The sequence below is a fragment of the Nocardioides sp. Bht2 genome, from assembly GCF_047308515.1.
GTDB lineage: Bacteria > Actinomycetota > Actinomycetes > Propionibacteriales > Nocardioidaceae > Nocardioides.
The window spans coordinates 1-21,545 of the sequence record NZ_JBLBWI010000011.1; the positions used below are offsets into that span (position 1 = coordinate 1).

At 68.3% G+C, this 21,545-nt stretch carries 23 protein-coding genes; 8 read left to right on the forward strand and 15 right to left on the reverse strand.

The genetic code is table 11. The features are described from left to right. Positions 1–357 precede the first annotated feature (357 nt). The 7 genes from ACLM5J_RS13900 to ACLM5J_RS13930 form a co-directional block, all read right to left on the reverse strand. Complete coding sequence (locus tag ACLM5J_RS13900) at positions 358–1,038, reverse strand: response regulator (RefSeq protein WP_413657029.1); 681 nt, start codon at positions 1,036–1,038, stop codon at positions 358–360. Further along, positions 1,035–2,300, reverse strand: a complete 1,266-nt coding sequence (locus ACLM5J_RS13905) for a sensor histidine kinase (protein WP_413657030.1) — start codon at positions 2,298–2,300, stop codon at positions 1,035–1,037. The genes ACLM5J_RS13900 and ACLM5J_RS13905 overlap by 4 nt, the downstream gene beginning before the upstream one ends. Further along, positions 2,300–3,355, reverse strand: coding sequence for an acyltransferase family protein (locus ACLM5J_RS13910; protein ID WP_413657031.1), 1,056 nt, complete (start codon positions 3,353–3,355; stop codon positions 2,300–2,302). The genes ACLM5J_RS13905 and ACLM5J_RS13910 overlap by 1 nt, the downstream gene beginning before the upstream one ends. Then, entirely contained in the window at positions 3,352–4,305 is a 954-nt protein-coding gene (locus ACLM5J_RS13915) for a D-alanine--D-alanine ligase (RefSeq protein ID WP_413657032.1), read from the reverse strand. The genes ACLM5J_RS13910 and ACLM5J_RS13915 overlap by 4 nt, the downstream gene beginning before the upstream one ends. Then, complete coding sequence (alr, locus tag ACLM5J_RS13920) at positions 4,302–5,429, reverse strand: alanine racemase (RefSeq protein ID WP_413657033.1); 1,128 nt, start codon at positions 5,427–5,429, stop codon at positions 4,302–4,304. Before alr ends, ACLM5J_RS13915 begins: the two co-directional genes overlap by 4 nt. Beyond that, complete coding sequence (locus ACLM5J_RS13925) at positions 5,426–6,061, reverse strand: M15 family metallopeptidase (protein ID WP_413657034.1); 636 nt, start codon at positions 6,059–6,061, stop codon at positions 5,426–5,428. Before ACLM5J_RS13925 ends, alr begins: the two co-directional genes overlap by 4 nt. Before the next feature lie 95 nt (positions 6,062–6,156). After that, on the reverse strand, positions 6,157–6,957 hold the full coding sequence (locus tag ACLM5J_RS13930) for a crotonase/enoyl-CoA hydratase family protein (RefSeq protein ID WP_413657035.1): 801 nt from the start codon (positions 6,955–6,957) through the stop codon (positions 6,157–6,159). Positions 6,958–7,004: 47 nt separating this feature from the next. Between ACLM5J_RS13930 and ACLM5J_RS13935 the strand changes: the two genes are divergently transcribed. From ACLM5J_RS13935 to ACLM5J_RS13945, 3 genes are read left to right on the forward strand one after another with little or no spacing between them, the layout of a single operon-like run. Beyond that, positions 7,005–8,639, forward strand: coding sequence for an acyl-CoA synthetase (locus ACLM5J_RS13935; RefSeq protein WP_413657036.1), 1,635 nt, complete (start codon positions 7,005–7,007; stop codon positions 8,637–8,639). Continuing rightward, positions 8,639–9,739, forward strand: coding sequence for an NAD(P)H-dependent flavin oxidoreductase (locus tag ACLM5J_RS13940; RefSeq protein WP_413657037.1), 1,101 nt, complete (start codon positions 8,639–8,641; stop codon positions 9,737–9,739). The genes ACLM5J_RS13935 and ACLM5J_RS13940 overlap by 1 nt, the downstream gene beginning before the upstream one ends. After that, entirely contained in the window at positions 9,739–10,524 is a 786-nt protein-coding gene (locus ACLM5J_RS13945; RefSeq protein ID WP_413657038.1) for an enoyl-CoA hydratase/isomerase family protein, read from the forward strand. The genes ACLM5J_RS13940 and ACLM5J_RS13945 overlap by 1 nt, the downstream gene beginning before the upstream one ends. Here ACLM5J_RS13945 and ACLM5J_RS13950 read toward each other — a convergent pair. The 3 genes from ACLM5J_RS13950 to ACLM5J_RS13960 all read right to left on the reverse strand — a co-directional run bounded on the left by ACLM5J_RS13950 (position 10,499) and on the right by ACLM5J_RS13960 (position 12,472). After that, positions 10,499–11,299, reverse strand: coding sequence for a PIG-L deacetylase family protein (locus tag ACLM5J_RS13950; RefSeq protein ID WP_413657039.1), 801 nt, complete (start codon positions 11,297–11,299; stop codon positions 10,499–10,501). The two genes, ACLM5J_RS13945 and ACLM5J_RS13950, sit on opposite strands and share 26 nt — an antisense overlap. A gap of 81 nt (positions 11,300–11,380) precedes the next feature. Beyond that, on the reverse strand, positions 11,381–11,656 hold the full coding sequence (locus ACLM5J_RS13955; protein WP_413657040.1) for a DUF1294 domain-containing protein: 276 nt from the start codon (positions 11,654–11,656) through the stop codon (positions 11,381–11,383). 12 nt (positions 11,657–11,668) lie between these two features. Then, a complete protein-coding gene (locus ACLM5J_RS13960) occupies positions 11,669–12,472 on the reverse strand; it encodes a hypothetical protein (protein ID WP_413657041.1) in 804 nt (267 codons plus the stop codon). A gap of 71 nt (positions 12,473–12,543) precedes the next feature. Between ACLM5J_RS13960 and ACLM5J_RS13965 the strand changes: the two genes are divergently transcribed. Continuing rightward, positions 12,544–13,284, forward strand: a complete 741-nt coding sequence (locus tag ACLM5J_RS13965) for an NUDIX hydrolase (protein WP_413657042.1) — start codon at positions 12,544–12,546, stop codon at positions 13,282–13,284. An 18-nt stretch (positions 13,285–13,302) separates the two neighbouring features. Here the strand turns inward: ACLM5J_RS13965 and ACLM5J_RS13970 are convergent, their stop codons facing one another. The 5 genes from ACLM5J_RS13970 to ACLM5J_RS13990 all read right to left on the reverse strand — a co-directional run bounded on the left by ACLM5J_RS13970 (position 13,303) and on the right by ACLM5J_RS13990 (position 17,302). Beyond that, positions 13,303–13,701 carry a YdeI/OmpD-associated family protein gene (locus tag ACLM5J_RS13970; RefSeq protein WP_413657043.1) on the reverse strand — a complete coding sequence of 133 codons (399 nt, stop codon included), beginning with the start codon at positions 13,699–13,701 and terminating at the stop codon, positions 13,303–13,305. Between the two features lie 149 nt (positions 13,702–13,850). Continuing rightward, on the reverse strand, positions 13,851–14,447 hold the full coding sequence (locus tag ACLM5J_RS13975; RefSeq protein ID WP_413657044.1) for a dihydrofolate reductase family protein: 597 nt from the start codon (positions 14,445–14,447) through the stop codon (positions 13,851–13,853). A 40-nt stretch (positions 14,448–14,487) separates the two neighbouring features. After that, positions 14,488–14,895 carry a YccF domain-containing protein gene (locus ACLM5J_RS13980; RefSeq protein ID WP_413657045.1) on the reverse strand — a complete coding sequence of 136 codons (408 nt, stop codon included), beginning with the start codon at positions 14,893–14,895 and terminating at the stop codon, positions 14,488–14,490. 107 nt (positions 14,896–15,002) lie between these two features. After that, positions 15,003–16,109 (reverse strand): acyl-CoA dehydrogenase family protein, encoded by a 1,107-nt coding sequence (locus ACLM5J_RS13985; protein WP_413657046.1) that lies wholly within the window; start codon positions 16,107–16,109, stop codon positions 15,003–15,005. A gap of 14 nt (positions 16,110–16,123) precedes the next feature. After that, positions 16,124–17,302 carry an acyl-CoA dehydrogenase family protein gene (locus ACLM5J_RS13990; RefSeq protein WP_413657047.1) on the reverse strand — a complete coding sequence of 393 codons (1,179 nt, stop codon included), beginning with the start codon at positions 17,300–17,302 and terminating at the stop codon, positions 16,124–16,126. Positions 17,303–17,423: 121 nt separating this feature from the next. Here ACLM5J_RS13990 and ACLM5J_RS13995 point away from each other — a divergent pair, with 121 nt between their 5' ends. The 4 genes from ACLM5J_RS13995 to ACLM5J_RS14010 all read left to right on the forward strand — a co-directional run bounded on the left by ACLM5J_RS13995 (position 17,424) and on the right by ACLM5J_RS14010 (position 21,484). After that, a complete protein-coding gene (locus ACLM5J_RS13995) occupies positions 17,424–18,578 on the forward strand; it encodes a Rieske 2Fe-2S domain-containing protein (RefSeq protein ID WP_413657048.1) in 1,155 nt (384 codons plus the stop codon). A 291-nt stretch (positions 18,579–18,869) separates the two neighbouring features. Beyond that, positions 18,870–19,967, forward strand: a complete 1,098-nt coding sequence (locus ACLM5J_RS14000; RefSeq protein ID WP_413657049.1) for a 2Fe-2S iron-sulfur cluster-binding protein — start codon at positions 18,870–18,872, stop codon at positions 19,965–19,967. A gap of 302 nt (positions 19,968–20,269) precedes the next feature. Continuing rightward, positions 20,270–21,121, forward strand: a complete 852-nt coding sequence (locus ACLM5J_RS14005; protein ID WP_413657050.1) for a 3-hydroxyacyl-CoA dehydrogenase — start codon at positions 20,270–20,272, stop codon at positions 21,119–21,121. A gap of 150 nt (positions 21,122–21,271) precedes the next feature. After that, positions 21,272–21,484: a hypothetical protein gene (locus ACLM5J_RS14010; protein WP_413657051.1), complete on the forward strand. Its 213-nt coding sequence runs from the start codon at positions 21,272–21,274 to the stop codon at positions 21,482–21,484. Positions 21,485–21,545 lie beyond the last annotated feature (61 nt).

Genomic DNA, 21,545 nt, shown 5'->3' on the forward strand with positions numbered 1-21,545 from the left:
CGATCAGCGGTGGTGCGGAGGTCGAGCTTGCCGGGTCCTGATGTCGGCAGGCTCGGTCAGCGGTGGTTCGGAGGTCGGGCTTGTCGAGGCCGAGTCCTGATCTCGGCAGGCTCGATCAGCGGTGGTGCGGAGGTCGAGCTTGCCGGGTCCTGATGTCGGCAGGCTCGATCAACGGTGGTTCGGAGGTCGAGCTTGTCGAGACCGAGACCTGATCTCGGCAGGCTCGATCAACGGTGGTCCGGAGGTCGAGCTTGTCGAGACCGAGACCTGATCTCGGCGGGCTCGATCGACGGTGGTGCGGAGGTCGGGCTTGTCGTGACCGAGACCTGATCTCGGCAGGCTCGATCAACGGTCCGGCTAGACCAAACCGTGCTCGTGGGCGAAGACGACGACCTGGACCCGGTCCCGCAGGCCGAGCTTGCGCAGGATCGCGCCGACATGGGTCTTCACCGTCGACTCGCCGGAGAAGGTCGCCGCCGCGATCTCGGCGTTGGAGAGGCCGCGAGCCACGGCGTCCAGGATCTCGCGTTCCCGTTCGGTGAGGCTCAGGTAGACCTCGGGAACGGGGGAGCGGTGCTGGAACTGGCCACTCATCAGCGCTTCCAGATCCGCCGGCGCGAGCACCGCGTGCCCGGAGTGGACGGTCCGGATCGCGTCGGCCAACAGTGACGGCGTGGTGCCCTTGAGCAGGAAGCCGCTGGCACCGTGCCGGATCGCTGTGGCCGCGCGGTCGTCGAGGTTGAAGGTGGTCAGCACGACCACCCGGACCGGTCGGCTCCGTGCTGCGACCCGCGCCGGGCTGAAGATCTGCCGGGTCGCCTCGACGCCGTCCATCTCGGGCATCCGGATATCCATCAGCACGACGTCTGGGTCGAGTGCGTCGACGGCGCTGATCGCCTCGAGCCCGTTGACGGCGGAGCCCACCACAGTGATCCCGGGCTGGGCGTCGAGGATCACCCGTACGCCCTCCCGGAAGAGGTCCTGATCGTCGACCAGGAGGACCCGTACCTCGGAGTTCTCAGCAGGGGTCTCGGTCATCGGTGCGGCTCCTCGAAACGGCCGGGCAACGGGATCCACGCCGTTGCGGTGAAGGTGGGCGGGTTCGCCCGGCTACGGATGTCGAGATGGCCGCCGACAGCCTCGAGCCGTCGGCGCATCCCTTCGACCCCATGTCCCGAGAGGGCGACGGTCGGTGCGGCGGCGGTCTCGGCCGCGTCGAAGGCCGGATTGGTGACCTCCAGACGCAGGTCGCCACCCCAGTGCCGCTCCAGCGTGATCGGCCCGGGAGCGCCGTGTCGGACGGCGTTGGTCAGCATCTCCTGGAGCACCCGGTGCGCTGCGGCGGCGCGGTCGGGCGGCAACGGACGTGCCTCACCGACGTCGCTGAGCAACACCTCGCGACCACCGGCCCGGACGCCGGCGAGTAGGTCGTGCAGGTCCTGCTCGGCCGGCACGATCGGGATCGGGCCGGTGTTGTGCAGAACCTGGCGCACGTCTGCCAACGAGGCTCGCGCGGTGTCGGCGATGGTGGCCAGGGTCTGCTTGACGGCGGCATCGTCCTGATACTGCGCGGCTTCGGCCTGGGCCAGGATCACGGTGAGCGAGTGTCCGACCACGTCGTGCACGTCGCGTGCCAACTGGGCCTGGGCCTCACGGACATGGGCGACGTCCTCGGCAACGGTGCGGGCGGCCTCGGCGCTCTCCCGCTCGGACTCGGCCCGCTGGGCGGTCTGCAGTGAGGCGTCGGAGCGGCGCATCAGCCGAACGGCGAGGCCGACCAGCCACGGTACGAGCAGCCCGAGGAGACCGATCACGCCGACGACCAAGGTCGGCCCGAACGACGAGTTCTGAGCACTCTCTGCGAGACCGCGCAGACCGAGGTCGGAGAGCCACCAGGAGAGCATCCGGGGCTCGTCGTCCCTGGTGTGCAGGAAGACCTGCGCGCAGACGGCGGCGGCGAGCGGGATGGAGAAGAGGCTCAGGGCCAACGTCCAGCGCGATCCCCAAGCGGCACAGGCGAAGGCGACGAAGGCGATCGCGAGTTCGGTGGGGAGGAAGAGCAGGCCTGCGGTGACGTGGAAGGCCAGCAGCAACCAGATCAGCCCGAGCGCCGCCGCCTGCCAGCGCCAGGCGATCGCGACCGCGCCCGCGGTGAGGATGCTGATCAGCTGGACCTGTCCGGAGCTGAAGGTGAGGCCATCGTCCCGGTAGGCGTAGCCGAGCGCCAGGACCGCCGCTGCCAGGGCCACAGCCGGCGCAGCACGTTGGACCTGGTTGGCTCGGCTCGTGGTCGCACCCATCACCAGGGCACTGTCTCACGGCGCGGCGCCGGAGCGGGTTGCCGCCAACGCTTCGCCTGCCACCGGGCGACCGGTTCCTCCACCCAACGCCAGCTCGCTGTCGCGATCACAACGGTCAGCAGCAGCGCTGTCACCGCGCCACCCCATCCGTAGGGCCGTAGCCATAGTGCGAGCGGGTAGTTCCACAGGTAGGCGGCGTAGGAGATCACGCCCAACCGACGGAGCGGGTCCGCCCAGCGGGGGACGGCGGGCCAATGCGGGGTGAACTGTGCCAGGGCTGCGGTCACGGCGGCGACCAGCGGCCCGACGACGAGGTAGGTGGTCAGTTCTCCTCGGAGCGGCAGCACGGCGAGACCAGCCAGCAGAGCTGAACCGCACACCACCCAGGCGACGGCGCCACGCGGCGGCCGGGCTGAGGTTGACGCGCGTCCGCGGGTCAGCCATCGGGCCAGTCCACCGATCACGAAGCAGATCGCCCAACTGGTGGGCAGCACATAGGCCTGGTCGGGGTTGTTCCGGAACCAGTAGGCGGTGGCGACGAGGAGGCCGGCGCTGACCACGGCCGCGACGGCGAAGGCCAACCACCGTTGGCCCAGCCGGGCACCGATCAGCAGGAGGGCAGGCCAGATCAGGTAGAACTGCTCTTCGGTGGCCAGCGTCCAGAGGTGGAATCCGGCGTCGCTGAAGACCGGCCGGAACGGGAGGTTCGCCGTCCAGGTCAGGCTGACCAACCAGGTGGCGCCGAGCAGCTTACGTTCGTGGAGCGGGTCCAGGGCCAGAGTGACCAGGGTGATCCCGACCAGCCAGGCAACCATCGCCGGCGCCAGGCGGAGTGCCCGGCGGCGGTAGAAGTGGGTGAGCCGGACGCTCTCGGTGCGGTCCAACTCGCGGAGCAGCACGCCCGTGATCAGGTAGCCGGACAGCGAGAAGAACATCACCACGCCGACGACCCCTGCGCCGGGGAAGAGATCAGGGGCTGCATGCCGTGCCATCACCAGGGCGATGGGGATGCCGCGAAGCAGGTCGAGCGAGGCGATCCGGTTGGCTACGTTCATCCCCGCGCAGCGCCGACCAGTTCGGTCAGCAGCCCCGGGTAGTCGAGCCCGGCGGCGGCGAGCATCCGGGGTGCCTGGGACTGTTCGGTCATCCCCGGAATGGTGTTGATCTCGTTGAAGACCCAGCCGTTCTCGGTCAGGAAGAAGTCGATCCGGGCGAGTCCGGCACAGCCGAAGCCTTCGTAGAGGGTGATCGCGTGCTCCTGCAGGGCTTTGAGTTCCAGGTCGGTGAGCGGTGCCGGGATCTGGAACTCCGCGGAACCGTCGTACTTCGACGTGTAGTCGAAGAGTCCGGGCACGTGGATCTCGAGGGGTGGTGAGACCAGCAGGGTGCCGTCGGCGCGACGGAGCACGGCGATGTCGATCTCCCGCCCGACCAGCCGCTCCTCGACCAGCGTCCGCCGATCGTGCTGGAAGGCGTGGACAAGAGCATCGCCGAGTGCTTCGCCGTCACCGGCGAGGACCAATCGAACGCCTTGGCTCGACCCGGCGGCGACCGGCTTGACGACACAGTCGCCGGGCCAGTGCGGCGTCGGATCGCCAGCCTTCACCAGGAGGCCGTCCGCTACCGGAACGCCGAGCGCGCGGGCCACGAGCTTGCTCACCCACTTGTCCATGCCGACCGCTCCGGCCCCCAGCGCCGAACCCACACAGGGGATCGTGACCAGGCGGGCGAGGGCGGCGAGGGTCCCGTCTTCGCCGCCGGGGCCGTGGACCATCGGGAAGAGCACGTCGCAGGTGGAGATCGCGGCGACCGCGGCCGCAGGCGTGAGCGGGACCCCTTCGGCGTCGCGCCACCCGCCGTCCGGGGCGATGGTGAGGTTGAGGACGGCGAAGCCAGCCCGGATCAGGGTGGCGGAGACCGCCTCGGTCGAGGCGAGCGAGACGACATGTTCACTGTTGGCGCCACCGCCGATCACGGCGACGCGTTGGCCGGGTTCCTGCTTCATGCGGCCTCCTCCTCGGGTTGGCTGCTGGCGTTGAGAGTGGCGACGACGCGGCGACGCACCCGCGGGCCGATCCGGGTCAGCACCTCGTGTTCGATGGTGTCGGCCCACGCTGCCCAATCGGCGAGCCTCGGGGCGCGGTCGGTGACGCCGAAGACGGTGGCCTCGGTACCCACGGAGACCGGTGTATCGCCGAGGTCGACGACGACCTGGTCCATCGAGATGGGACCGAGCAGTTTGCGGCGCCGTCCGGCGATCAGCACCTCCGCCCGGCCGGAGGCGGCACGGGGCAGCCCGTCGGCGTAGCCGAGGGGGAGCAGGCCCAACCAGGTCGGTTCGCTGAGTCGGGTGCCGGTGCCGTAACCGACCAGCGAGCCGGCCAAGGCGTGCCGGACCTGGACCACGGGAGCGCTCAACGTGGCGACCGGTTGCAACCGGCCCAGTCCGCTGGGGTCGATGCCGACCAGGCCGGCACCGACTCGCACCGCGTTGTGCCGGGTGCCGGGCGAGCCGAGGGCCGCCGAGGTAGCCGCCAGGTGGACCAGCTCCGGCCGCAGTCCGAACCGGTGGGCGAAGGCGAGCGCGGTGCGGAAGCGGCCGGTCGCCAGGGTGTGGTCGAGCTGCTCCGGCTCGGCACAGCCGAGATGGCCCATCACTCCGACCACCTCGATGGCGCCGCTCTGTTCAGCCGACCGTGCGGCTTTGCAGAGTGCCGGCCATTCGATCGCCGGGCAGCCGTCGCGGGACATCCCGGTGTCGACGAAGAGATGGACGCGTCGTGGTGCGGCGCCGCGAGGTCCGGTGAGCAGTGCCGTCAGGTGTTCGCGGCTGCCGATGGCGAGCTCAATCGCGGTGGGTAGCGCTGCGCTGAGGTCGTCAGGGTCGCTCAGCCAGGCCAGTACGCCGACGTCGGAGGCTGCGTCGGTGGCGCAGAGGGCGGCGGCCTCCGCGAGGGTGGCGACGCCGAGCAGGGCGGCGCCGGCCTGGCGCGCGGCAGCGGCAACGGTGGTCGCACCGACGCCGAACCCGTCGGCCTTGACGACCGCGATCAAGTCGCCGTCGCCGCGCAGGCGCGTTGCGTTGTTGGTGATCGCCGACGTCGAGACGGTCAGGACCGGGCCGCTCATGCGGCGCTCGGAGTCGACGGGACGGCGGCGATCGGGCCATGCACGGCAGCGGGGGCGCCGGTCATCAACGCCCAGTACCGATCGCCCCAACTCCAGTGCCACCACTCGGTCGGGTAGTTGACCATCCCGACGTCGCCGAGCACGCGGGCGAGCAGGTTCCGGTTGGCGCGTGCTTCGGCGCTGATCTCCACAGACTCGGTGTAGCAGCGTCCGCCGCTGACCTCTGGCGTCGCGTCGATCGCCGTCCCCATCGGCAGTTCGACGCCGTGGTCTGTGCTCAGGGTGAGGTCCACCGCGGAACCCGAGACGTGCGGCGCGACGGCCAGCGGCGCCACGAAGCGGCTGACGAGGCGGTCCAGCTCTGCGGGGCCCACCCCCGGATGGGCCCCGCAGACCTCGGCGCTGTAGCGCGCGATGATCTCCTGCTGGAGTACGGGTTCCCGGTGTCCTTCGACGACTTTGAGTCGAACTCCGTCGGGCAGCGCTGCCGCGGCCTCCACCAAGCGGGCGGCGACCTCGGCCCGGACCAGGCAGTGGTCGGGGGAGAGGTGGTGGGGCAGCGCTACCAACGGGCTGGCGCTGTCACGGACCTCGAGGGCCGCGACGCGCGGATCGCTCAACAGGATCGTCATGACCCCGAGATTAGGAATCCGCCAGGGGTGGTCACCTCCACCTGAGGTACCGAACTGGTGACCTCAGGGTGGAGATGCCAGCCGCTGGGTGCTACTCAGGAAGCGGTGAAGTTCGGCGAACGCTTCTCGGCGAAGGCGCGCGGGCCTTCCTTGGCGTCGTTCGAGGCGAAGACGGCGGCGCCGACGGTGGCGTCGTCCTTCCAGCACTCGTCCTCGTGCCTGCCCTCGGAGTCGCGGACCGTCTTCAGGATCGCCTGGACGGCGAGTGGCCCGTTGGCGCAGATCAGGTCGGCGATCTCGTGGGCCTTGGCGAGCGCTTCGCCGTCGGGGACCACGTAGCCGATCAGGCCGATCTCCTTGGCCTCGGGCGCCTTGATGTGCCGGCCGGTGAGGAGAAGGTCCATGGCGATGGTCTGCGGGATCTGGCGCGGCAGCCGAACCACCGAGCCGCCGAGCGGGTAGAGGCTCCATCTGGCCTCGGAGACGCCGAATCGGGCGGATTCGCCGGCGATCCGGATGTCGGTCGCGGTCAGGATCTCGGTGCCGCCGGCGATGGCCGGCCCCTCGACCGCGGCGATCAGCGGCTTGTTCAGGCGATAACCCTTGAGCAGCGCTTTGATGATGCTCGGGTCGTAGGCGCCCGAGGAGAACTTGTCGCTCGGCGCATCCTTGCTCATCGCCTTGAGGTCGGCGCCCGCGCAGAAGTAGCCACCGGCGCCGGTCAGGATGACGACGCGGATCCCGGGGTCGTTGTTGACCCGTTCCCAGGTCTCTTCCATGATCGCGAGCATCTCGGTGGAGAGCGCGTTGCGGGCGTGCGGCCGGTTCATGGTGACCACGAGCTTGTGGCCGACCTGCTCCACCAGACAGTGCGGAGCTTCGACTTCGGTTGACATGTGCGAAACCATAGCTTGAAACGAGAACGTGTTCTAGTCTTGCGGACATGGCTCTCAACATCGCTGATCTCTTCGAGCACGCCGTCGACGCCGTGCCCGACCGTCTCGCCGTCCAGGTCGGCGACGACACCCTGACCTTCGCCGAACTCGAGCGTGAGTCGAACAAGCTGGCCCACTACCTGGCCGCCCAGGGCATCGGTAAGGGCGACCACGTCGGCCTGTACTCCAAGAACAGCATCGAGCACGTGATTGCGCTGATCGCGATCCTCAAGGTGCGTGCGGTCTCCATCAACATCAACTACCGCTATGTCGCCGGTGAGCTCGAGTACATCTTCGAGAACGCCGACCTGGTCGGCCTGGTCCACGACCGGGTCTACGCCTCCCTGGTGGCCGAGGTTGCGCCCAGGTTCGAGAAGCTGAAGACGATCATCGCCGTCCCGAACTCGATGGAGCCGGGTGACGACAGCGACCTCTCCGGGTTCGGCGGGGTCACCCTGGCCGAGGCGGTCGCCGGTCAGAGCGACGCCCGCGACTTCGGTCCGCGGAGCGCCGACGACATCCACATCATCTACACCGGTGGCACCACCGGCTTCCCCAAGGGAGTGATGTGGCGCCACGAGGACTTCTGGCGGGTGCTCGGCGGTGGCGTCGACTTCATGACCGGCGAGCTCAAGGGCGAGTACGACCAGTCCAAGGCGGCTGCGGAGGGTGCGAGCCTGATCACCCTCCCGCTGAGTCCCTTGATGCACGGCGGCGCCCAGGCCAGCCTGTTGATGCACCTGTTCGCCGGTCAGCTCACCATCATGGAGCCGAAGTTCGACCCGGTCCGAACCTGGGAACTCATCGACCAGCACAAGGTGCAGATGGTCTTCATGACCGGCGACGCGATGGCCCGCCCGCTGATCGAGGCCTACGAGGAGGGCGGCTTCGACGGCCAGAGCCTCTTCGCGATCGCCAGCAGTGCCGCGATCTTCTCCAAGGCCGTCAAGGAACGCTGGATGGCGAAGTTCCCGAACGCCGTCTTCACCGACTCCGTCGGCTCCTCCGAGACCGGCTTCCAGGGCACCGGCCTCCAGGACGCCAGCGCACTGTCGACCGACGGCCCCGTGGTCAGCATCGGCCACGCCACCGTGGTGATCGACGACGACGGCAAGATCCTCGACCCGAGTGTCGACGTCGGCAAGGTCGGTCGCACCGCCAAGGCCGGCTTCGTCCCGGTCGGCTACTACAAGGACCCGGTGAAGTCCGCGCAGACCTTCATCGAGATCGACGGCGAGCGGTACTCGATCCCCGGCGACTACGCCCGGATCGAGGAAGGCAACCGCCTGACCCTGTTGGGCCGCGGCTCCAACTGCGTCAACACCGGCGGGGAGAAGGTGTACCCCGAAGAGGTCGAGATGGCGATCAAGGGGCACGACGCCGTCTACGACGTCCTGGTGGTCGGTCTGCCCGACGAGAAGTTCGGCCAGACGGTGCACGCCGTCGTCGAGTTGCGCGAGGACGCCAGCCTCGAACTGGAGGCGCTGCGCGACTACCTGCGCGCCCACCTCTCCGGATACAAGCTGCCCCGCGGTCTGACCGTGGTGCCCGAGATCCCGCGCAACGCCACCGGCAAGGCCCAGTACCCGCAGGCCAAGGAGATCGCCCTGGCCGACCGTGACGCCCAGGAGGCGAGCAGCTGATGCGTTCCCCGATCTGCGAGATGTTCGGCATCGAGTACCCGATCTTCGCCTTCACCCCGTCCGAGAAGGTGGCCGCAGCAGTGTCGCGGGCCGGCGGACTCGGTGTCCTGGGCGCGGTCCGGTTCAACGACGCCGAGGACCTCGACAAGACGCTGACCTGGCTCGACGAGAACACCGATGGCAAGCCGTACGGCGTCGACATCGTGATGCCGATGAAGGTGCCGACCGAGGGCAAAGCCGTTGACCTGAAGGCGATGATCCCCGACGAGCACCTCTCGTTCGTGGAGCGGACCCTGCAGCAGCTCGGCGTACCGCCGCTCCCTGAGGGCGAGGGCCGCGAAGGCGTGCTCGGTTGGCTGCACTCGGTGGCGCGCTCCCACGTGGACGTGGCGTTGGCCCACCGTCCGGTGCTGATCGCCAACGCGCTCGGCTCGCCGCCGGTCGACGTGATCGAGCAGGCGCATGCTGCCGGGGTGAAGGTCGCTGCGCTGGCGGGTGCCGCCAAGCACGCGCTCTCGCACGTGGCCAACGGCGTCGACATCATCGTTGCCCAGGGCTACGAGGCGGGTGGCCACACCGGTGAGATCGCGGGCATGGTGCTGACCCCGGAGATCGTCGACGCGGTCGGGCCCGACGTTCCAGTCCTCGCGGCCGGTGGCATCGGCTCCGGACGCCAGATGGCGGCGGCGATGGCACTCGGTGCCCAAGGTGCCTGGACCGGTTCCTTGTGGCTCACGGTCGAGGAGTACGACCTCTCGGCAGGTACCGGCATCCGCGACGCCCTGCTCAAGGCCGGCTCCGGCGACACCGTGCGGACCCGCGTCTACACCGGCAAGCCGGCCCGCCTGCTGAAGACCAAGTGGACCGAGGCCTGGGAGACGGAGGACGCGCCGTCCCCGCTGCCGATGCCGCTGCAGAACCTGCTGGTCGCCGACGCTCACAACCGGATGAACGGCGGCGACAACCCCGACACGATCTCGATGCCTGCAGGCCAGATCGTCGGCCGGACCAATGAGGTCCGTCCGGTGGCCGAGGTGATGGCGGACCTGATCCGTGAGTACGAGGAGACCGTCGACCGGCTTGCCAAGACGGGGCGTTGATGGTCCTCCGGATCGACGACGAGAAGCGTGTCCGGACGATCACCCTTGATCGTCCGGATGCGTTGAACGCCTTCAACGAGGAGCTCTACGACGCCGCAGCCGAAGCTCTGCTGGCAGCAGCGGCAGACGACCAGGTCGCCGTCGTCCTGCTGACCGGGGCCGGGCGCGCGTTCAGTGCAGGCACCGACCTGTTGGAGATGCACGCCCGGGTCAGCGATCCCGCGTTCGTCCCCGGGAAGCATGGGTTCCTCGGGTTCCTCGATGCGTTGGTGGAGTTCCCCAAGCCGTTGGTGCTGGCGATCAACGGCCTCGGGCTGGGCATCGGCGCGACGATGGTCGGATTCGCCGACCTTGTCTTCATGTCGACAAGTGCCCGGCTGAAGTGCCCTTTCACCAGCTTGGGGGTGGCGCCGGAAGCGGCGTCGTCGCTGCTCTTCCCGCAGTTGATCGGACGGCAGAACGCGGCGTGGGTCCTGCTCTCCGCCGAGTGGATCTCCGCCGAGCAGGCGTTGGAGATGGGGCTCGCCTGGCGGCTCTGCGAGCCGGAGGAGTTGGTGGCCGAGGCACGACGTCATGCCGAGGTGCTGGCCGCCCGCCCGATCTCCAGTCTGCTGGCCGTCAAGCGAACGATGACGGCACCGCACCGCGATGCGATCCGCGAGGCTCGCGACCGGGAGAACGCCTGTTTTGCCGAGCTGATGGGTGGGCCGGCAAACGTTGAGGCGCTGACCGCCTTCGCCGAAGGACGTCAGCCGGACTTCACGTCGCTTCCGCCTGGCTGGTGAGCTCCTGGGCCATCGCCATCGCCTGTAAGGCGATCGGCGGTGGCGCCTGGAAGTCGAAAGCCTTCAGCAGCACCGCATGCGGTACTCCGAGGCGTTGGCCCTGGACGGCGGTGATGCCGGTCAGCATCAATCGGGGCGATGGGTGGCCGGGGATTCCGGCGAGGTAGGCCCCGTGTGCTTCCAACGATGCGATCCCCTTCTCCAGCGGGTCCCCGGTCACGTCGACGCCGTGGGTCGGCTGTTGATCGCTGGCGACCAGCAGCCATCGCGGCGACCAGGGCTGTTGGCCCTCGTCGAGAAGTTCGGGGAAGACCCATCGGTTGCCGGCGTCGCGGATCGCATCGATCGCGGCCAGCCCGGCGACCCGATGGTCAGCCTGGTTGAGCCCTGCCGCGAACTCCACCTCCCAGCTTCCGACCAGGACCGCGTCGGGGCGGAAAGCGCGGATCGCCCGCGCGATATCGCGGCGCATCGTCAACGAATAGACCAAGGTCCCGTCGGGATAGTCCAGGAACTCGACCTGGCTCACCCCGACGATCGCGGAGGCCGCGAGTTGTTCGTGGGACCGTAACGGTCCTGTCTCTTCGGGATGTACGGCGTCCATCCCGGCTTCGCCTCGAGTCAGCAGCAGGTAGCGGACCTCGATCCCACCTGCGCTCCAAGCCGCGACCGCCGACGACGCACCATATTCGACGTCGTCAGGATGGGCGACCACACAGAGCACTCGTTCGAAGGCGTCGACGGGTAGCGGTGGTAGCTGCTCTGCGGGCTCCATCCGTCCACCGTAGGCGGCGGAGAGTGCGCGGACATGCCCCATCGTGACCAAAGACCATCCGCGTCGGGCTGTCGCGCGGCGTCAGCTGAGCAGGAACAACACGGCACCGAGGCCGGCGCAGTTGGCGGCCACGGTAGCCCAGAAGATCGCCCTGAAGGGCTGCTTCACGGTCTTGTGCCGAAAAGTCCGTTGCGCAGCCAGGGCGCCCGGCCATCCGCCGACGATCGCCAGCAGGTGCAGGCGATTCTCCGGGACACGGCGTCGACCACGGCGCGCCGCCGACTTGTCCAGGCCGTAGGCCGCGAAGGTGACCAGGCTGAGCGCGGCGTAGCCCGCCAGGAGGTAGAGCGGAGTCATGGTGGTCGCGGCTCAGAGGTGACCGCTGAGCTGTTCCAGCCGGGTCACCAGCGAGTCCACCATCGCGTTCGGCCGCAGGCTCGGCAGCGCGCCGCCCCGATCCAGCGCGGTGGCCGAGACCGGAAGCACGTCGACCGAGAGCTTCGCCCCACCGGCCAGGGCCCGGAGCTCGTCGACCCGGTTCCCGAACGGGGAGCCACTGCCGGGGGAGTAGTAGGCGATGACTTCGTCGAGCTCGTCGGGGTAGAGGTCGGCTTTGGTGACCGCGATGACCAGCCAGATCGGCTTCTCCCGGCGGACCGCCATCGAGGCGATCCGGTGGGCGGTGATCGTCCAGTCCTCAAGCTCTGCGGCGAGTTGCTGCTCGCGGGTCGCGGTCGCCTTCCCGCTGGTACCGGCGGCGCGTCGCGGCGTCGCGAACCCGTTGGCCACCACGTGGATCACCCCGTCGACGGGCTCGTCGTGGAACACCTCGTCGAGGGCACTGAGCCGGGTCGCCGCGTTGTCGCCCGGCACGACCAAGAACCGGAAGCCGTGCAGCCGCGACCGACGGGTGCGTCGCTCCATCACCGCTGAACCCACCTCGGCGACTCCCTCGCCCGAGGTCCGGCGGGACAGCCGGTCGGCGAGCTGGGTCTTCCCGACGCCGGTCATCCCGGTGACCGCCACTGTCGGGAAACGCCGGCGGAGCAGACGGGAGAACCGCTCAGGTGCGGCGGCCAGCCCGGTCAGCACCCCACCGGCGAGCGTGGCACCCACGGCGGTGCGACTCGGCCCCGGCAGGAGGCTCTGGAGGCGGGTGGTGGCGCGCGACATGCTGTCTCCTGGATATTCCATCGTGGATGCCCGTTGCGAGGCTGAGCCTACGTTCCGGCCACAATGGCCACATGTCTTCCACTCCTGTTGCGCCGCTTCGGTATGACGACGTCCTCCGTGAGCGGGTGCGCGCCAACCTGAGCGCCCACGAACGCCGCACGGTTCCCTTGGACGAGCGGCGGCGGGCAGCGGTGGCCGTCGTCGTGGTCGACTCCGAGGTCGGTGAGGACAGGATCGACCCGGCGCCGTGGGGCGTGGGCGACATGGCGCAGGTGCCCGGCAACGTGGACAACCTCGACGGCCGGATGGAGAACGTCTCCGGCGGCGCGGCCTTCCTGCTGTCGCGGCGTTCGGCCCGGCTCCGCGCGCATGCCGCCCAATGGGCGTTGCCCGGCGGCCGGATCGACGAGGGCGAGGACGCGATCGCGGCTGCGATCCGGGAGACCGACGAAGAACTCGGGGTCAGGCTCGGCGACGACGACGTTCTCGGGCTGATGGACGACTACCCGACCCGCTCCGGGTACGTGATCACTCCGGTGGTGCTGTGGGGTGGTGGTCGGTTGGAGCTTGATCCGTCCCCGGACGAGGTGCTGGCGGTCTACCGGATCGGCCTGCACAACCTGTTGGTCCCGGACTCGCCGCGCTTCGTCTCGATCCCGGAGAGCGACCGCCCGGTGGTGCAGCTACCGCTCGGCAACGACCTGGTGCATGCGCCGACCGGCGCGGTCCTGCTTCAGTTCCGTTGGTTGGGCCTGGAGGGCGACGGGCAGCCGGTGGCAGGCTTCGAGCAGCCGACCTTCGCCTGGCGGTAGTCGTTCTGACCCGCACCTTCACGTCCAGGGGTTGTCCCAGCGGCCGTCGGCCTTGGCAGCGTCGACCTCGGCAAGTCCAGCTGGGCGCATCCGTCCCTCAGCGGTGAGCCGCTCGACCTTCGCGATATTGATCCGGGACCACTTACTGCGTGGCCGGCGTCGCGTGTAGCGCTGGACGTAGGTGTCGTCGTCCCACTTTCGCCGGACCGCGGATACCCACCCGAAACAGAGGCCGACGTCGACTGTCTCGTCCTCGGTGATCGACGTGAGCTGCGAGGACTTCTTCGCGGTGCGCAGCCAGACCGCTCGGACCTCCTCAGCAGCATCTGTGAGCCACCGCTCGAACTCCGCGCGACTCGGCAGGTCCAGCGCCGGCTCGCCGTCGATCTCGAAACCTGACGTGTCGTTGGCTGACATAGGCACACTCTAGGAGCGCGGTCACCGGGCCGGTACCGGGTTGCGTCGTGCAGGCTCCGTCGGCTTACGTGCGGCTGGTGAAGCGGAGTCCGCGAGCAAAAAGACACGCAATGGGAGAGCTCCGACGCTTGGCCCTGGGGCGGCTATCCTCAGCCGCTTCGCGCCACCTCGTAAGCGGTATGCACGACGCCGGAGAGAAAGCGGTGCTCCTCAATGAGTCGCAGTTCATGGCGCCACTCAGCCGGGAGCCAATGGGTGCCGGCGCCGATCACCACTGGGAAGGCGTAATACTCGATCCGGTCCACGATGCCTGCGCGCAGCGCCTGGGCGGCCAAGGTGGGACCGCCGATGGAAACGTCGCCGGGCTGGTCGTCCACGAACTGGCGCACCGCAGCAGGCGAGAAGTGGTTGACCAGTCCGGTCCGCGCCGTATCGACGTCGTCCAGGGTGGTCGAGAAGACCACCTTGTCGCGGCCACGCCACAACTCGCCGTAGGCGCGACTGACCTCGAAAAGCGGGTCGGACGCAGCGCCGGGGGAGATCTCCTCACCCGCGACTGCGAACGTCTCCCAGAACTGCATCACCTGATACAGACGCCGTCCGTACAGATCGGCGCTGACCCGCCGATCCCGGGCATTCAGATAGGCGTGCATCTCCGCGGAGGGCCTGCAGAAGCTGAAGTCGCCGTCCTTGTCGGCGATGAAGCCGTCGAGAGAGCCGATCGCCGCATAGATCAGGTGCCCCATAGACCGAGACTAGGGGGCACAGGTGGCGAGGCGCGATGGTTCAGATGCGGTAGGCCACCATCGCCGCATCGAGATCGTCCGTGCTGATGATCTCGCGGCCCATCGGCAGCAGGCTGATCGGGATCATCTTGAAGCTGGCGATACCCAGCGGGATACCGATGATGGTGAGGCAGAGCAGGACTCCGACGATGGCGTGGTCGATGGCCAGCCAGATCCCGGCGAAGATGAACCAGAGCACGTTGCCGATCGCACTGCCCGCGCCGGCGGTGGGCTTGCGGACGACGGCGCGACCGAAGGGCCACAGCGCGTAGACGCCGATCCGGAACGAGGCGATCCCGAACGGGATGCCGATGATCGTGATGAAGCAGATCAGGGCGGCGACGAGGTAGCCGAGGAAGAGCCAGATCCCGGCAAGGACCAGCCAGATCACGTTGAGGACGAACTTCATCCCCTCAGCCTAGGGACTCGAGGGCGGTTGGGGGCGATTCGCCGCCGTTGTCCGGTGTCGTTTGGCGACACCGGACAACGGCGCTGACTGCGTCAGGTGCCGAGCGCTCAGTTGGCGGCGAGCAGACGGCCGATCGCCAACGCCTGCTCGGTCGCGGCGCCGAAGCTGAACTCGAAACGCTTGGCGGCGGTGAAGTAGCGGTGCGCCTCACCGTCCAGGTCGATGCCGACGCCGCCGTGGATGTGCACGGTGCTGTGCGCGACCCGGTGCCCGGCATCGGCGGCCCAGAGCTTCGCCGAGGCGACCTCGATCGCGGCAGGCAGATCGGCGTCGAGACGCCACGCGGCCTGCCAGAGGGTCAACCCTTCGAAGATGTTGTCGATGTAGCCGTCGGCAAGACGCTGCGATACCGCCTGGAAGGTGGCGATCGGGCGGCCGAACTGCTCCCGCTCCTTGGCATAGGCCGCGGTGATCCGGACGGCGCCCGCGACGACGCCGTACTGCTCGGCGGCAGCCGCGACGGTCGCCAGCTCGGTGGTCCGGGCAGCGGCGATGCCGTCGGCAGTCCCCAGGAGCCGGTCGGCGTCGAGTCGGACCCCGCTCAGGGTGACCAGCGCCAGGGTGTCGCCATCGCTGGTGTGCTGAGCGGTCCGCTCGACGCCGGCGTCGTCGGCACGGACGATGAAGACGCCGGCTCCTCCCGGTGTCTGCGCCGTCACCAGGAAGGCGTCGGCGGCCATGCCGGCCCGCACCATCGTCTTGACGCCGTCCAACGTCCAGCCCTCGCCGACCGCGGTGGCGGTGGTCGAAGGCGGCTGGGGGAGGTGGGCACGTTCCTCGGAGATCGCGATGCTCAGCACCGAGCTGCCGTCGGCAGCCCCAGGGAGCCAGGCCGCCTGTTGCGCCGCGCTGCCCAGGACCGCGATCGCACGCGACGCTGCGCCGTGCGTGGCCAGGGGGATCGGGGCTACCGTGCGGCCGACCTCGGTCAGCACTCGACAGAGCTCGATCAGGCCGAGGCCGGCGCCTCCGTGCTCCTCGGGGAGGTGCAGGCCCAACAGCCCTGCGGTGCCGAGTTCCGCCCACAGGTCGCGGTCGAACCGGTCGCCCGCCTCCTCGACCTCGCGCATCCGGGTCGAGGTGGTGCGGTCGCCGAGGATCGAGGCGGCCAGTGCCGCGGCTTCGTCCTGTTCGGGGGTGAAGCTGAAGTCCATGGTCTCTCCTCTACTCAGCGCTTCGCGGCCGGCAGGCCGAGCCCGACGTAGCCGATGATGTCGCGCTGGATCTCATTGGTACCGCCGCCGAAGGTCATCACCAGCGAGGAGCGGAAGTACCGCTCCAGGCGGCCGGCCAGGACCGCGCCGGGGGAGTCGCTGGTCAAGCCGCCGTGCGGGCCGACGATCTCCATCAGGGTGCGGTAGACCTCGGTGGCGAGCTCGGAGCCGTAGACCTTGGTGGCCGAGGCGTCGGCGGGGGAGAGCGTGTCGATCTCCGAAGCGAGCTTGTAGTTCATCAGGGTCTGCGCGTTGACCCGGGCGTGCGCACGGCCGAGCAGGATCTGCACCCACTCGGCGTCGATCACCCGCGAACCGTCGGGGTTCTTGGTCTGCTTGGCCCAGTCGGTGACCAACTCGACGGAGTGCACCAACGAAGCGGCCGAGGTGAGCGCCACCCGCTCGTGGTTGAGCTGGTTGGTCATCAACGACCAACCGCCGTTGAGTTCGCCGACCAGGTTCTCGGCCGGGACCCGGACGTTCTCGTAGTAGGTGGCGCTGGTGTGCACGCCGGCCACGGTGTGTACCGGGGTGAAGCTGACGCCGTCGCTGTCGGCCGGGACCAGGATCATCGACAGGCCCTTGTGGCGGGGCAGATCGGCGTCGGTCCGGCAGGCCATCCAGATCCAGTCGGCGTACTGGATCAGGGAGGTCCACATCTTCTGACCGTTGATCACCCACTCGTCGCCCTCACGGATCGCGCGGGTCTTCAAGGAGGCCAGGTCGGTTCCCGAGCCGGGCTCGGAGTAGCCGATCGAGAAGTGCAGGTCGCCGGCGAGGATGCGGGGCAGGAAGTACTCCTTCTGCGCGTCCGTGCCGTAGCGCATGATCGTCGGTCCGACGGTGTTGATCGTCAGGTAAGGGATCGGTACGCCGGCGATGGCGGCGACGTCACCGAAGATCAGCTGCTCGGTCATCGAGCGGTTCTGACCGCCGAACTCCTCGGGCCAGCCGATGCCCAGCCAACCGTCGGTGCCGAGTTGCCGGATCACCTCTTTGTAGGTGGTGGCCTCGCCGAACTCGCCGGTGGCGGACGCCAACGCGGCACGTCGTTCGGGCGTGATCAGTTCGGCGAAGTAGTGCTGCAGGTCGGCGCGAAGCGCTTCCTGCTCCCGGGTGAGGGCGATGTGCATAGGGGTGGCTCCTGAACCGAATGCGCGTCAACATGGAGAGTGAGGTGGAATACGCGACTCAAAAACTATAACCTGTTCTCGTTTTGGTCTAGATGCTCTTTCCGCAACGGAGGAATCCGCCATGAGTGACACCCGCCAGCTCGACACCGGCACCGTTCCTGACCGCTACGCGCGCGGCTGGCACTGCCTGGGCCTCGCCGCGGACTTCGCCGACGGCAAGCCGCACGCCGTCCAGGGCTTCGGCACGAAGCTCGTCGTCTGGCAGGACAGCAAGGGTGAGCTCAACGTGCTCGACGCCTACTGCCGACACATGGGCGGTGACCTGACCCAGGGCTCGGTCAAGGGTGACGAGGTCGCCTGCCCGTTCCACGACTGGCGCTGGGGCGGCGACGGCAAGTGCAAGGCGATTCCCTACGCGCGCCGGGTCCCGTTGCGGGCGCGCACCCAGCGCTACGAGGCCGTCGTCCACAACGACCAGGTGCTGATCTGGCACGACCCGGAAGGTTCCGAGGCCGACCACGCCCAGCTGCCGCCGGTCCTGCCCGGTCTGGCCGAGGGCGAGTTCACCGACTGGGTCTGGAACACCCAGGAGATCGAGGGCTCCAACTGCCGTGAGCTGATCGACAACGTGGTCGACATGGCGCACTTCTACTACGTGCACCTCTCGTTCCCGACCAGCTTCCGCAACGTCTTCGAAGGCCAGATCGCCACCCAGATCATGGAGAGCAAGGGGCGTCCCGACGTCGCGGGTGGCTACGGCTCACCGGAGCTGTTCTTGAAGTCGACGGCGACCTACTTCGGGCCGTCGTACATGATCAACTGGCTCGACGTGGACTACAACGGCTTTCAGACCGAGGTCGTGCTGATCAACTGCCACGTGCCGACCAGCCTGGACTCCTTCACCCTCCACTACGGCATCACCGTGCGGAAGCCCGAAGGCCTCGACGACGACACCGCCAACTACATCGCCCGCAAGTACGCCCAGATGTTCGGCGACGGCTTCCTCCAGGACGTGCACATCTGGAAGAACAAGGTCCCGGTGCAGAACCCGTTGCTCTGCGAGGAGGACGGCCCGGTCTACCAGCTGCGCCGTTGGTACGAGCAGTTCTACGTGGACGCCGCGGCCGTCGAGGGCGAGATGGTCGAGCGGTTCGAGTTCGAGGTCGACACCACCAAGGCCAACGAGTTCTGGCAGGCCGAGGTCGCCGAGAACCTGGCGAAGAAGGCTGCCGAGGACGCCGCCCTGGCCGCCACCGGCGCCGGCGACAACGCCTGATGCCTGGATTCGTACCCACCCACGACGAGACGCGGGAGGACCAGCGGCTCTACACCAGGGCGCGGCTGGTCGAGGTGGCCTGCCTCGACTGCCTCGCCGTGGTGGGTGTGAAAAAGAACTCAGAGCACCACACAAGCATCCAATGGTCGGGACAGGCGCAGAACGACTGCCAAGAGTTCGCCAGAATGGCCGCCGCCCCTCGTGGGCGAACTGTTACTGCCCCCTGCACACGCCTGCTGGCCAGCATCGAAGCTGCGGCCCGCGACGGCCAGATCCCCATCGGAGCTGAAGATGGATACTGAGTCCTACGTCCTTCCGGTACGCGAGGTCATCCGCGAGACCGCGGACGCATGCTCGATCGCCTTCGACCTCACCGACGAGGCGGCCGGGAAGTTCGACTACAAGCCGGGGCAGTTCCTCACCCTCGCCGTACCCAGCGACCAGACCGGTCTGGTCGCCCGCTGCTACTCGCTGAGCAGCTCGCCGGTCGGCGACCAGCCACTCACGGTGACTGTCAAGCGGACCGTCGAGGGTTACGCGTCGAACTGGCTGTGCGACAACCTCAAGGCCGGTGACACCCTGCGGGTGCTGCCGCCGTCCGGGATCTTCACGCCGGCCAACCTCGACGCCGACCTGCTGCTCTTCGCGGGCGGTAGCGGCGTCACGCCGATCATCTCGATCGCTCGCACGGCCCTGCAGAAGGGCAGCGGCAAGATCGTGGTCTTCTACGCGAACCGTGACCAGGACTCGGTGATCTTCGCCGAGGAGTGGGCCCGGCTCTCCGCGGAGAACCCGGACCGGCTGATCGTCGTGCACTGGCTGGAGAGCGTGCAGGGCCTGCCGACCCAGGACCAGCTCAAGGCGTTCGCGGCCACCTTCTCGTCCTACACCTCGTTCTGCTGTGGCCCGGCTCCGTTCATGAAGGCGGTCTCGACCGCGCTGCGTGAGCTCGAGTTCCCGCGCGAGCGTCGGCACCAGGAGAAGTTCGTCTCCCTGGGCGGAAACCCGTTCGGCGACGTTGAGGAGTTGCGTCAGGCGGAGGCCGACCTGGCCGCTGCCGACGACGCCGACGAGCCCGGCGACGCGGCTGACGACGGCCCGAGCTTCGGCCCGGTCAAGGTCGAGGTGGAGCTGGACGGCGACGGCTGGACCTTCGAGGACTGGGACGGCAAGAAGCTTCTCCTCGAGTACCTGGAGGAGAAGGGTGTTCCGGCACCGTTCTCCTGCCGCGAGGGCAACTGCTCGGCCTGCGCCTGCGTGGTGCTGGAGGGTGACCTCTCGATGAAGCACAACGAGGTGCTCGACAAGGCCGACCTCGACGACGGCATCCGGCTCACCTGCCAGGCGCAGGCCCAGAGCGAGACGCTGAAGATCAGCTTCAACGGCTGACCCGAACCGTCAGCCACACGCGCCGAACCGTCACCCATAGGCGCCGAACCGTCACCCACACGCGCCGAACCGTCACCCACACGCGCCGAGGGCGCAGAAATAGCGCGCGTGGGCGGACCAATAGCCAGTGACAACGGGGCTCGAGCGATCTGCTCGGGCCTCGTTGTTGTCTCGTCCATCACGCTTCGATCCCGGCCGGTATCGAAACTCCGTAGCCGCAGGTTCTTCTGGTGTAGGTCGCGTGCCGCGCATAACGTGGCAGGTGATCGCTCTGGTCAGACCCACACCAAGGAGTTCATGAGATGAGCAGCATCGACAAGGTTGTCGTCCTGGGGATGGGCGTTCTCGGATCGCAGATCGCGTTCCAGAGCGCTTTCAAGGGCAAGCAGGTGACCTCCTACGACATCTCCGACGAGGCGGTCGCCGCCGGTCGTGGGCGGTTCGAGGTGCTCGCGACGCGGTATGCGAGCGACCTGCCCGGCGTCGGCGATCCACAGGCCGCGTTGGCGTCGATCCGGTCCACCGCCGACCTCGCCGAAGCCGTGCGTGGCGCGGACCTGGTGATCGAGGCGGTTCCGGAGAAGATCGAGATCAAGCAGGAGACCTACCGGAAGTTGGCCGAGGTCGCCGACGCCGAGACGATCTTCGCCACCAACTCCTCGACCCTGTTGCCGTCGGCGATCGCACCGGCCACCGGCCGCGCCGACAGGTTCCTGGCGCTGCACTTCGCCAACGAGATCTGGCTCCGCAACACGGCCGAGGTGATGCCCGGCCCGGAGACCGATCCGCGCTATCTGACCGAGGTGGCGGAGTTCGCCGAGGAGATCGGGATGGTGCCGATCGTGCTGGCCAAGGAGAAGGCCGGTTACGTGCTGAACTCTCTCCTGGTCCCGTTCCTCGACGCCGCTGGCGAACTCTGGGCAGGTGGCTATGCCGACCCCGAGACCATCGACAAGACGTGGCGGCTGGCCACCGGTGCACCGGTCGGACCGTTCCAGATCTACGACATCGTCGGCCTGACGACGGCCTACAACATCGCCTCGACGAACCCCGACCCCGGGCATCAAGCCTTCGCCGCCAAGATCAAGGCTGACTTCATCGATCAGGGCAAGCTCGGTGTGGCCACCGGTGAGGGCTTCTACAAGTACCGCTGACCCCCACCACTCAATGTGACCTCAGCGCGCGAATTCGCACGGAAAACGGACCAGCAGCTCACATTGAGCGGCGATTGCCGAGGAGCAGGAGCCGTCGGTCGCGGGATAACACCTCGACGGAAGCGAGCGTGTGGTCGCTAGGCTCGGGGGATGGAGTGGTATCCGTCCCAACCCACTATCGGGCGGGCCCTGTTCGGGTCATTGATTCTTGGCGTGCTCGCGGCCGTACCTCTGTACTGGTCGATCGATGAGCAGGATGGAGGCAACCAGACCTTCCTCTGGGTACTTGGGTGCCTTGCTGGTGTTCTCGCCGTCGTGCGGTTCGGAGTGGTGATCCACCTTCTCCTTGAACGCCGCCGCTGATTGGGCGCGGAACGTCCAGACCGATCGGGCGTCCACTACCGTGCCAGCCGCTCAGGGACTG

Excerpts from the sequence above, each read along its gene's own strand:
- ACLM5J_RS14000 (WP_413657049.1), top strand. The coding sequence starts at position 18,870 with ATGGATACTGAGTCCTACGTCCTTCCGGTACGCGAGGTCATCCGCGAG.
- ACLM5J_RS13985 (WP_413657046.1), bottom strand. The coding sequence starts at position 16,109 with ATGGACTTCAGCTTCACCCCCGAACAGGACGAAGCCGCGGCACTGGCC.
- ACLM5J_RS13995 (WP_413657048.1), top strand. The coding sequence starts at position 17,424 with ATGAGTGACACCCGCCAGCTCGACACCGGCACCGTTCCTGACCGCTAC.
- ACLM5J_RS13905 (WP_413657030.1), bottom strand. The coding sequence starts at position 2,300 with ATGGGTGCGACCACGAGCCGAGCCAACCAGGTCCAACGTGCTGCGCCG.
- ACLM5J_RS13950 (WP_413657039.1), bottom strand. The coding sequence starts at position 11,299 with ATGGAGCCCGCAGAGCAGCTACCACCGCTACCCGTCGACGCCTTCGAA.
- ACLM5J_RS13930 (WP_413657035.1), bottom strand. The coding sequence starts at position 6,957 with ATGTCAACCGAAGTCGAAGCTCCGCACTGTCTGGTGGAGCAGGTCGGC.
- ACLM5J_RS13940 (WP_413657037.1), top strand. The coding sequence starts at position 8,639 with ATGCGTTCCCCGATCTGCGAGATGTTCGGCATCGAGTACCCGATCTTC.
- ACLM5J_RS14005 (WP_413657050.1), top strand. The coding sequence starts at position 20,270 with ATGAGCAGCATCGACAAGGTTGTCGTCCTGGGGATGGGCGTTCTCGGA.
- ACLM5J_RS13900 (WP_413657029.1), bottom strand. The coding sequence starts at position 1,038 with ATGACCGAGACCCCTGCTGAGAACTCCGAGGTACGGGTCCTCCTGGTC.
- ACLM5J_RS13990 (WP_413657047.1), bottom strand. The coding sequence starts at position 17,302 with ATGCACATCGCCCTCACCCGGGAGCAGGAAGCGCTTCGCGCCGACCTG.
- ACLM5J_RS13925 (WP_413657034.1), bottom strand. The coding sequence starts at position 6,061 with ATGACGATCCTGTTGAGCGATCCGCGCGTCGCGGCCCTCGAGGTCCGT.
- ACLM5J_RS13975 (WP_413657044.1), bottom strand. The coding sequence starts at position 14,447 with ATGGGGCACCTGATCTATGCGGCGATCGGCTCTCTCGACGGCTTCATC.
- ACLM5J_RS13980 (WP_413657045.1), bottom strand. The coding sequence starts at position 14,895 with ATGAAGTTCGTCCTCAACGTGATCTGGCTGGTCCTTGCCGGGATCTGG.
- ACLM5J_RS13955 (WP_413657040.1), bottom strand. The coding sequence starts at position 11,656 with ATGACTCCGCTCTACCTCCTGGCGGGCTACGCCGCGCTCAGCCTGGTC.
- ACLM5J_RS13945 (WP_413657038.1), top strand. The coding sequence starts at position 9,739 with ATGGTCCTCCGGATCGACGACGAGAAGCGTGTCCGGACGATCACCCTT.
- ACLM5J_RS13960 (WP_413657041.1), bottom strand. The coding sequence starts at position 12,472 with ATGTCGCGCGCCACCACCCGCCTCCAGAGCCTCCTGCCGGGGCCGAGT.
- ACLM5J_RS13965 (WP_413657042.1), top strand. The coding sequence starts at position 12,544 with ATGTCTTCCACTCCTGTTGCGCCGCTTCGGTATGACGACGTCCTCCGT.
- ACLM5J_RS14010 (WP_413657051.1), top strand. The coding sequence starts at position 21,272 with ATGGAGTGGTATCCGTCCCAACCCACTATCGGGCGGGCCCTGTTCGGG.
- ACLM5J_RS13970 (WP_413657043.1), bottom strand. The coding sequence starts at position 13,701 with ATGTCAGCCAACGACACGTCAGGTTTCGAGATCGACGGCGAGCCGGCG.
- ACLM5J_RS13935 (WP_413657036.1), top strand. The coding sequence starts at position 7,005 with ATGGCTCTCAACATCGCTGATCTCTTCGAGCACGCCGTCGACGCCGTG.
- alr (WP_413657033.1), bottom strand. The coding sequence starts at position 5,429 with ATGAGCGGCCCGGTCCTGACCGTCTCGACGTCGGCGATCACCAACAAC.
- ACLM5J_RS13910 (WP_413657031.1), bottom strand. The coding sequence starts at position 3,355 with ATGAACGTAGCCAACCGGATCGCCTCGCTCGACCTGCTTCGCGGCATC.
- ACLM5J_RS13915 (WP_413657032.1), bottom strand. The coding sequence starts at position 4,305 with ATGAAGCAGGAACCCGGCCAACGCGTCGCCGTGATCGGCGGTGGCGCC.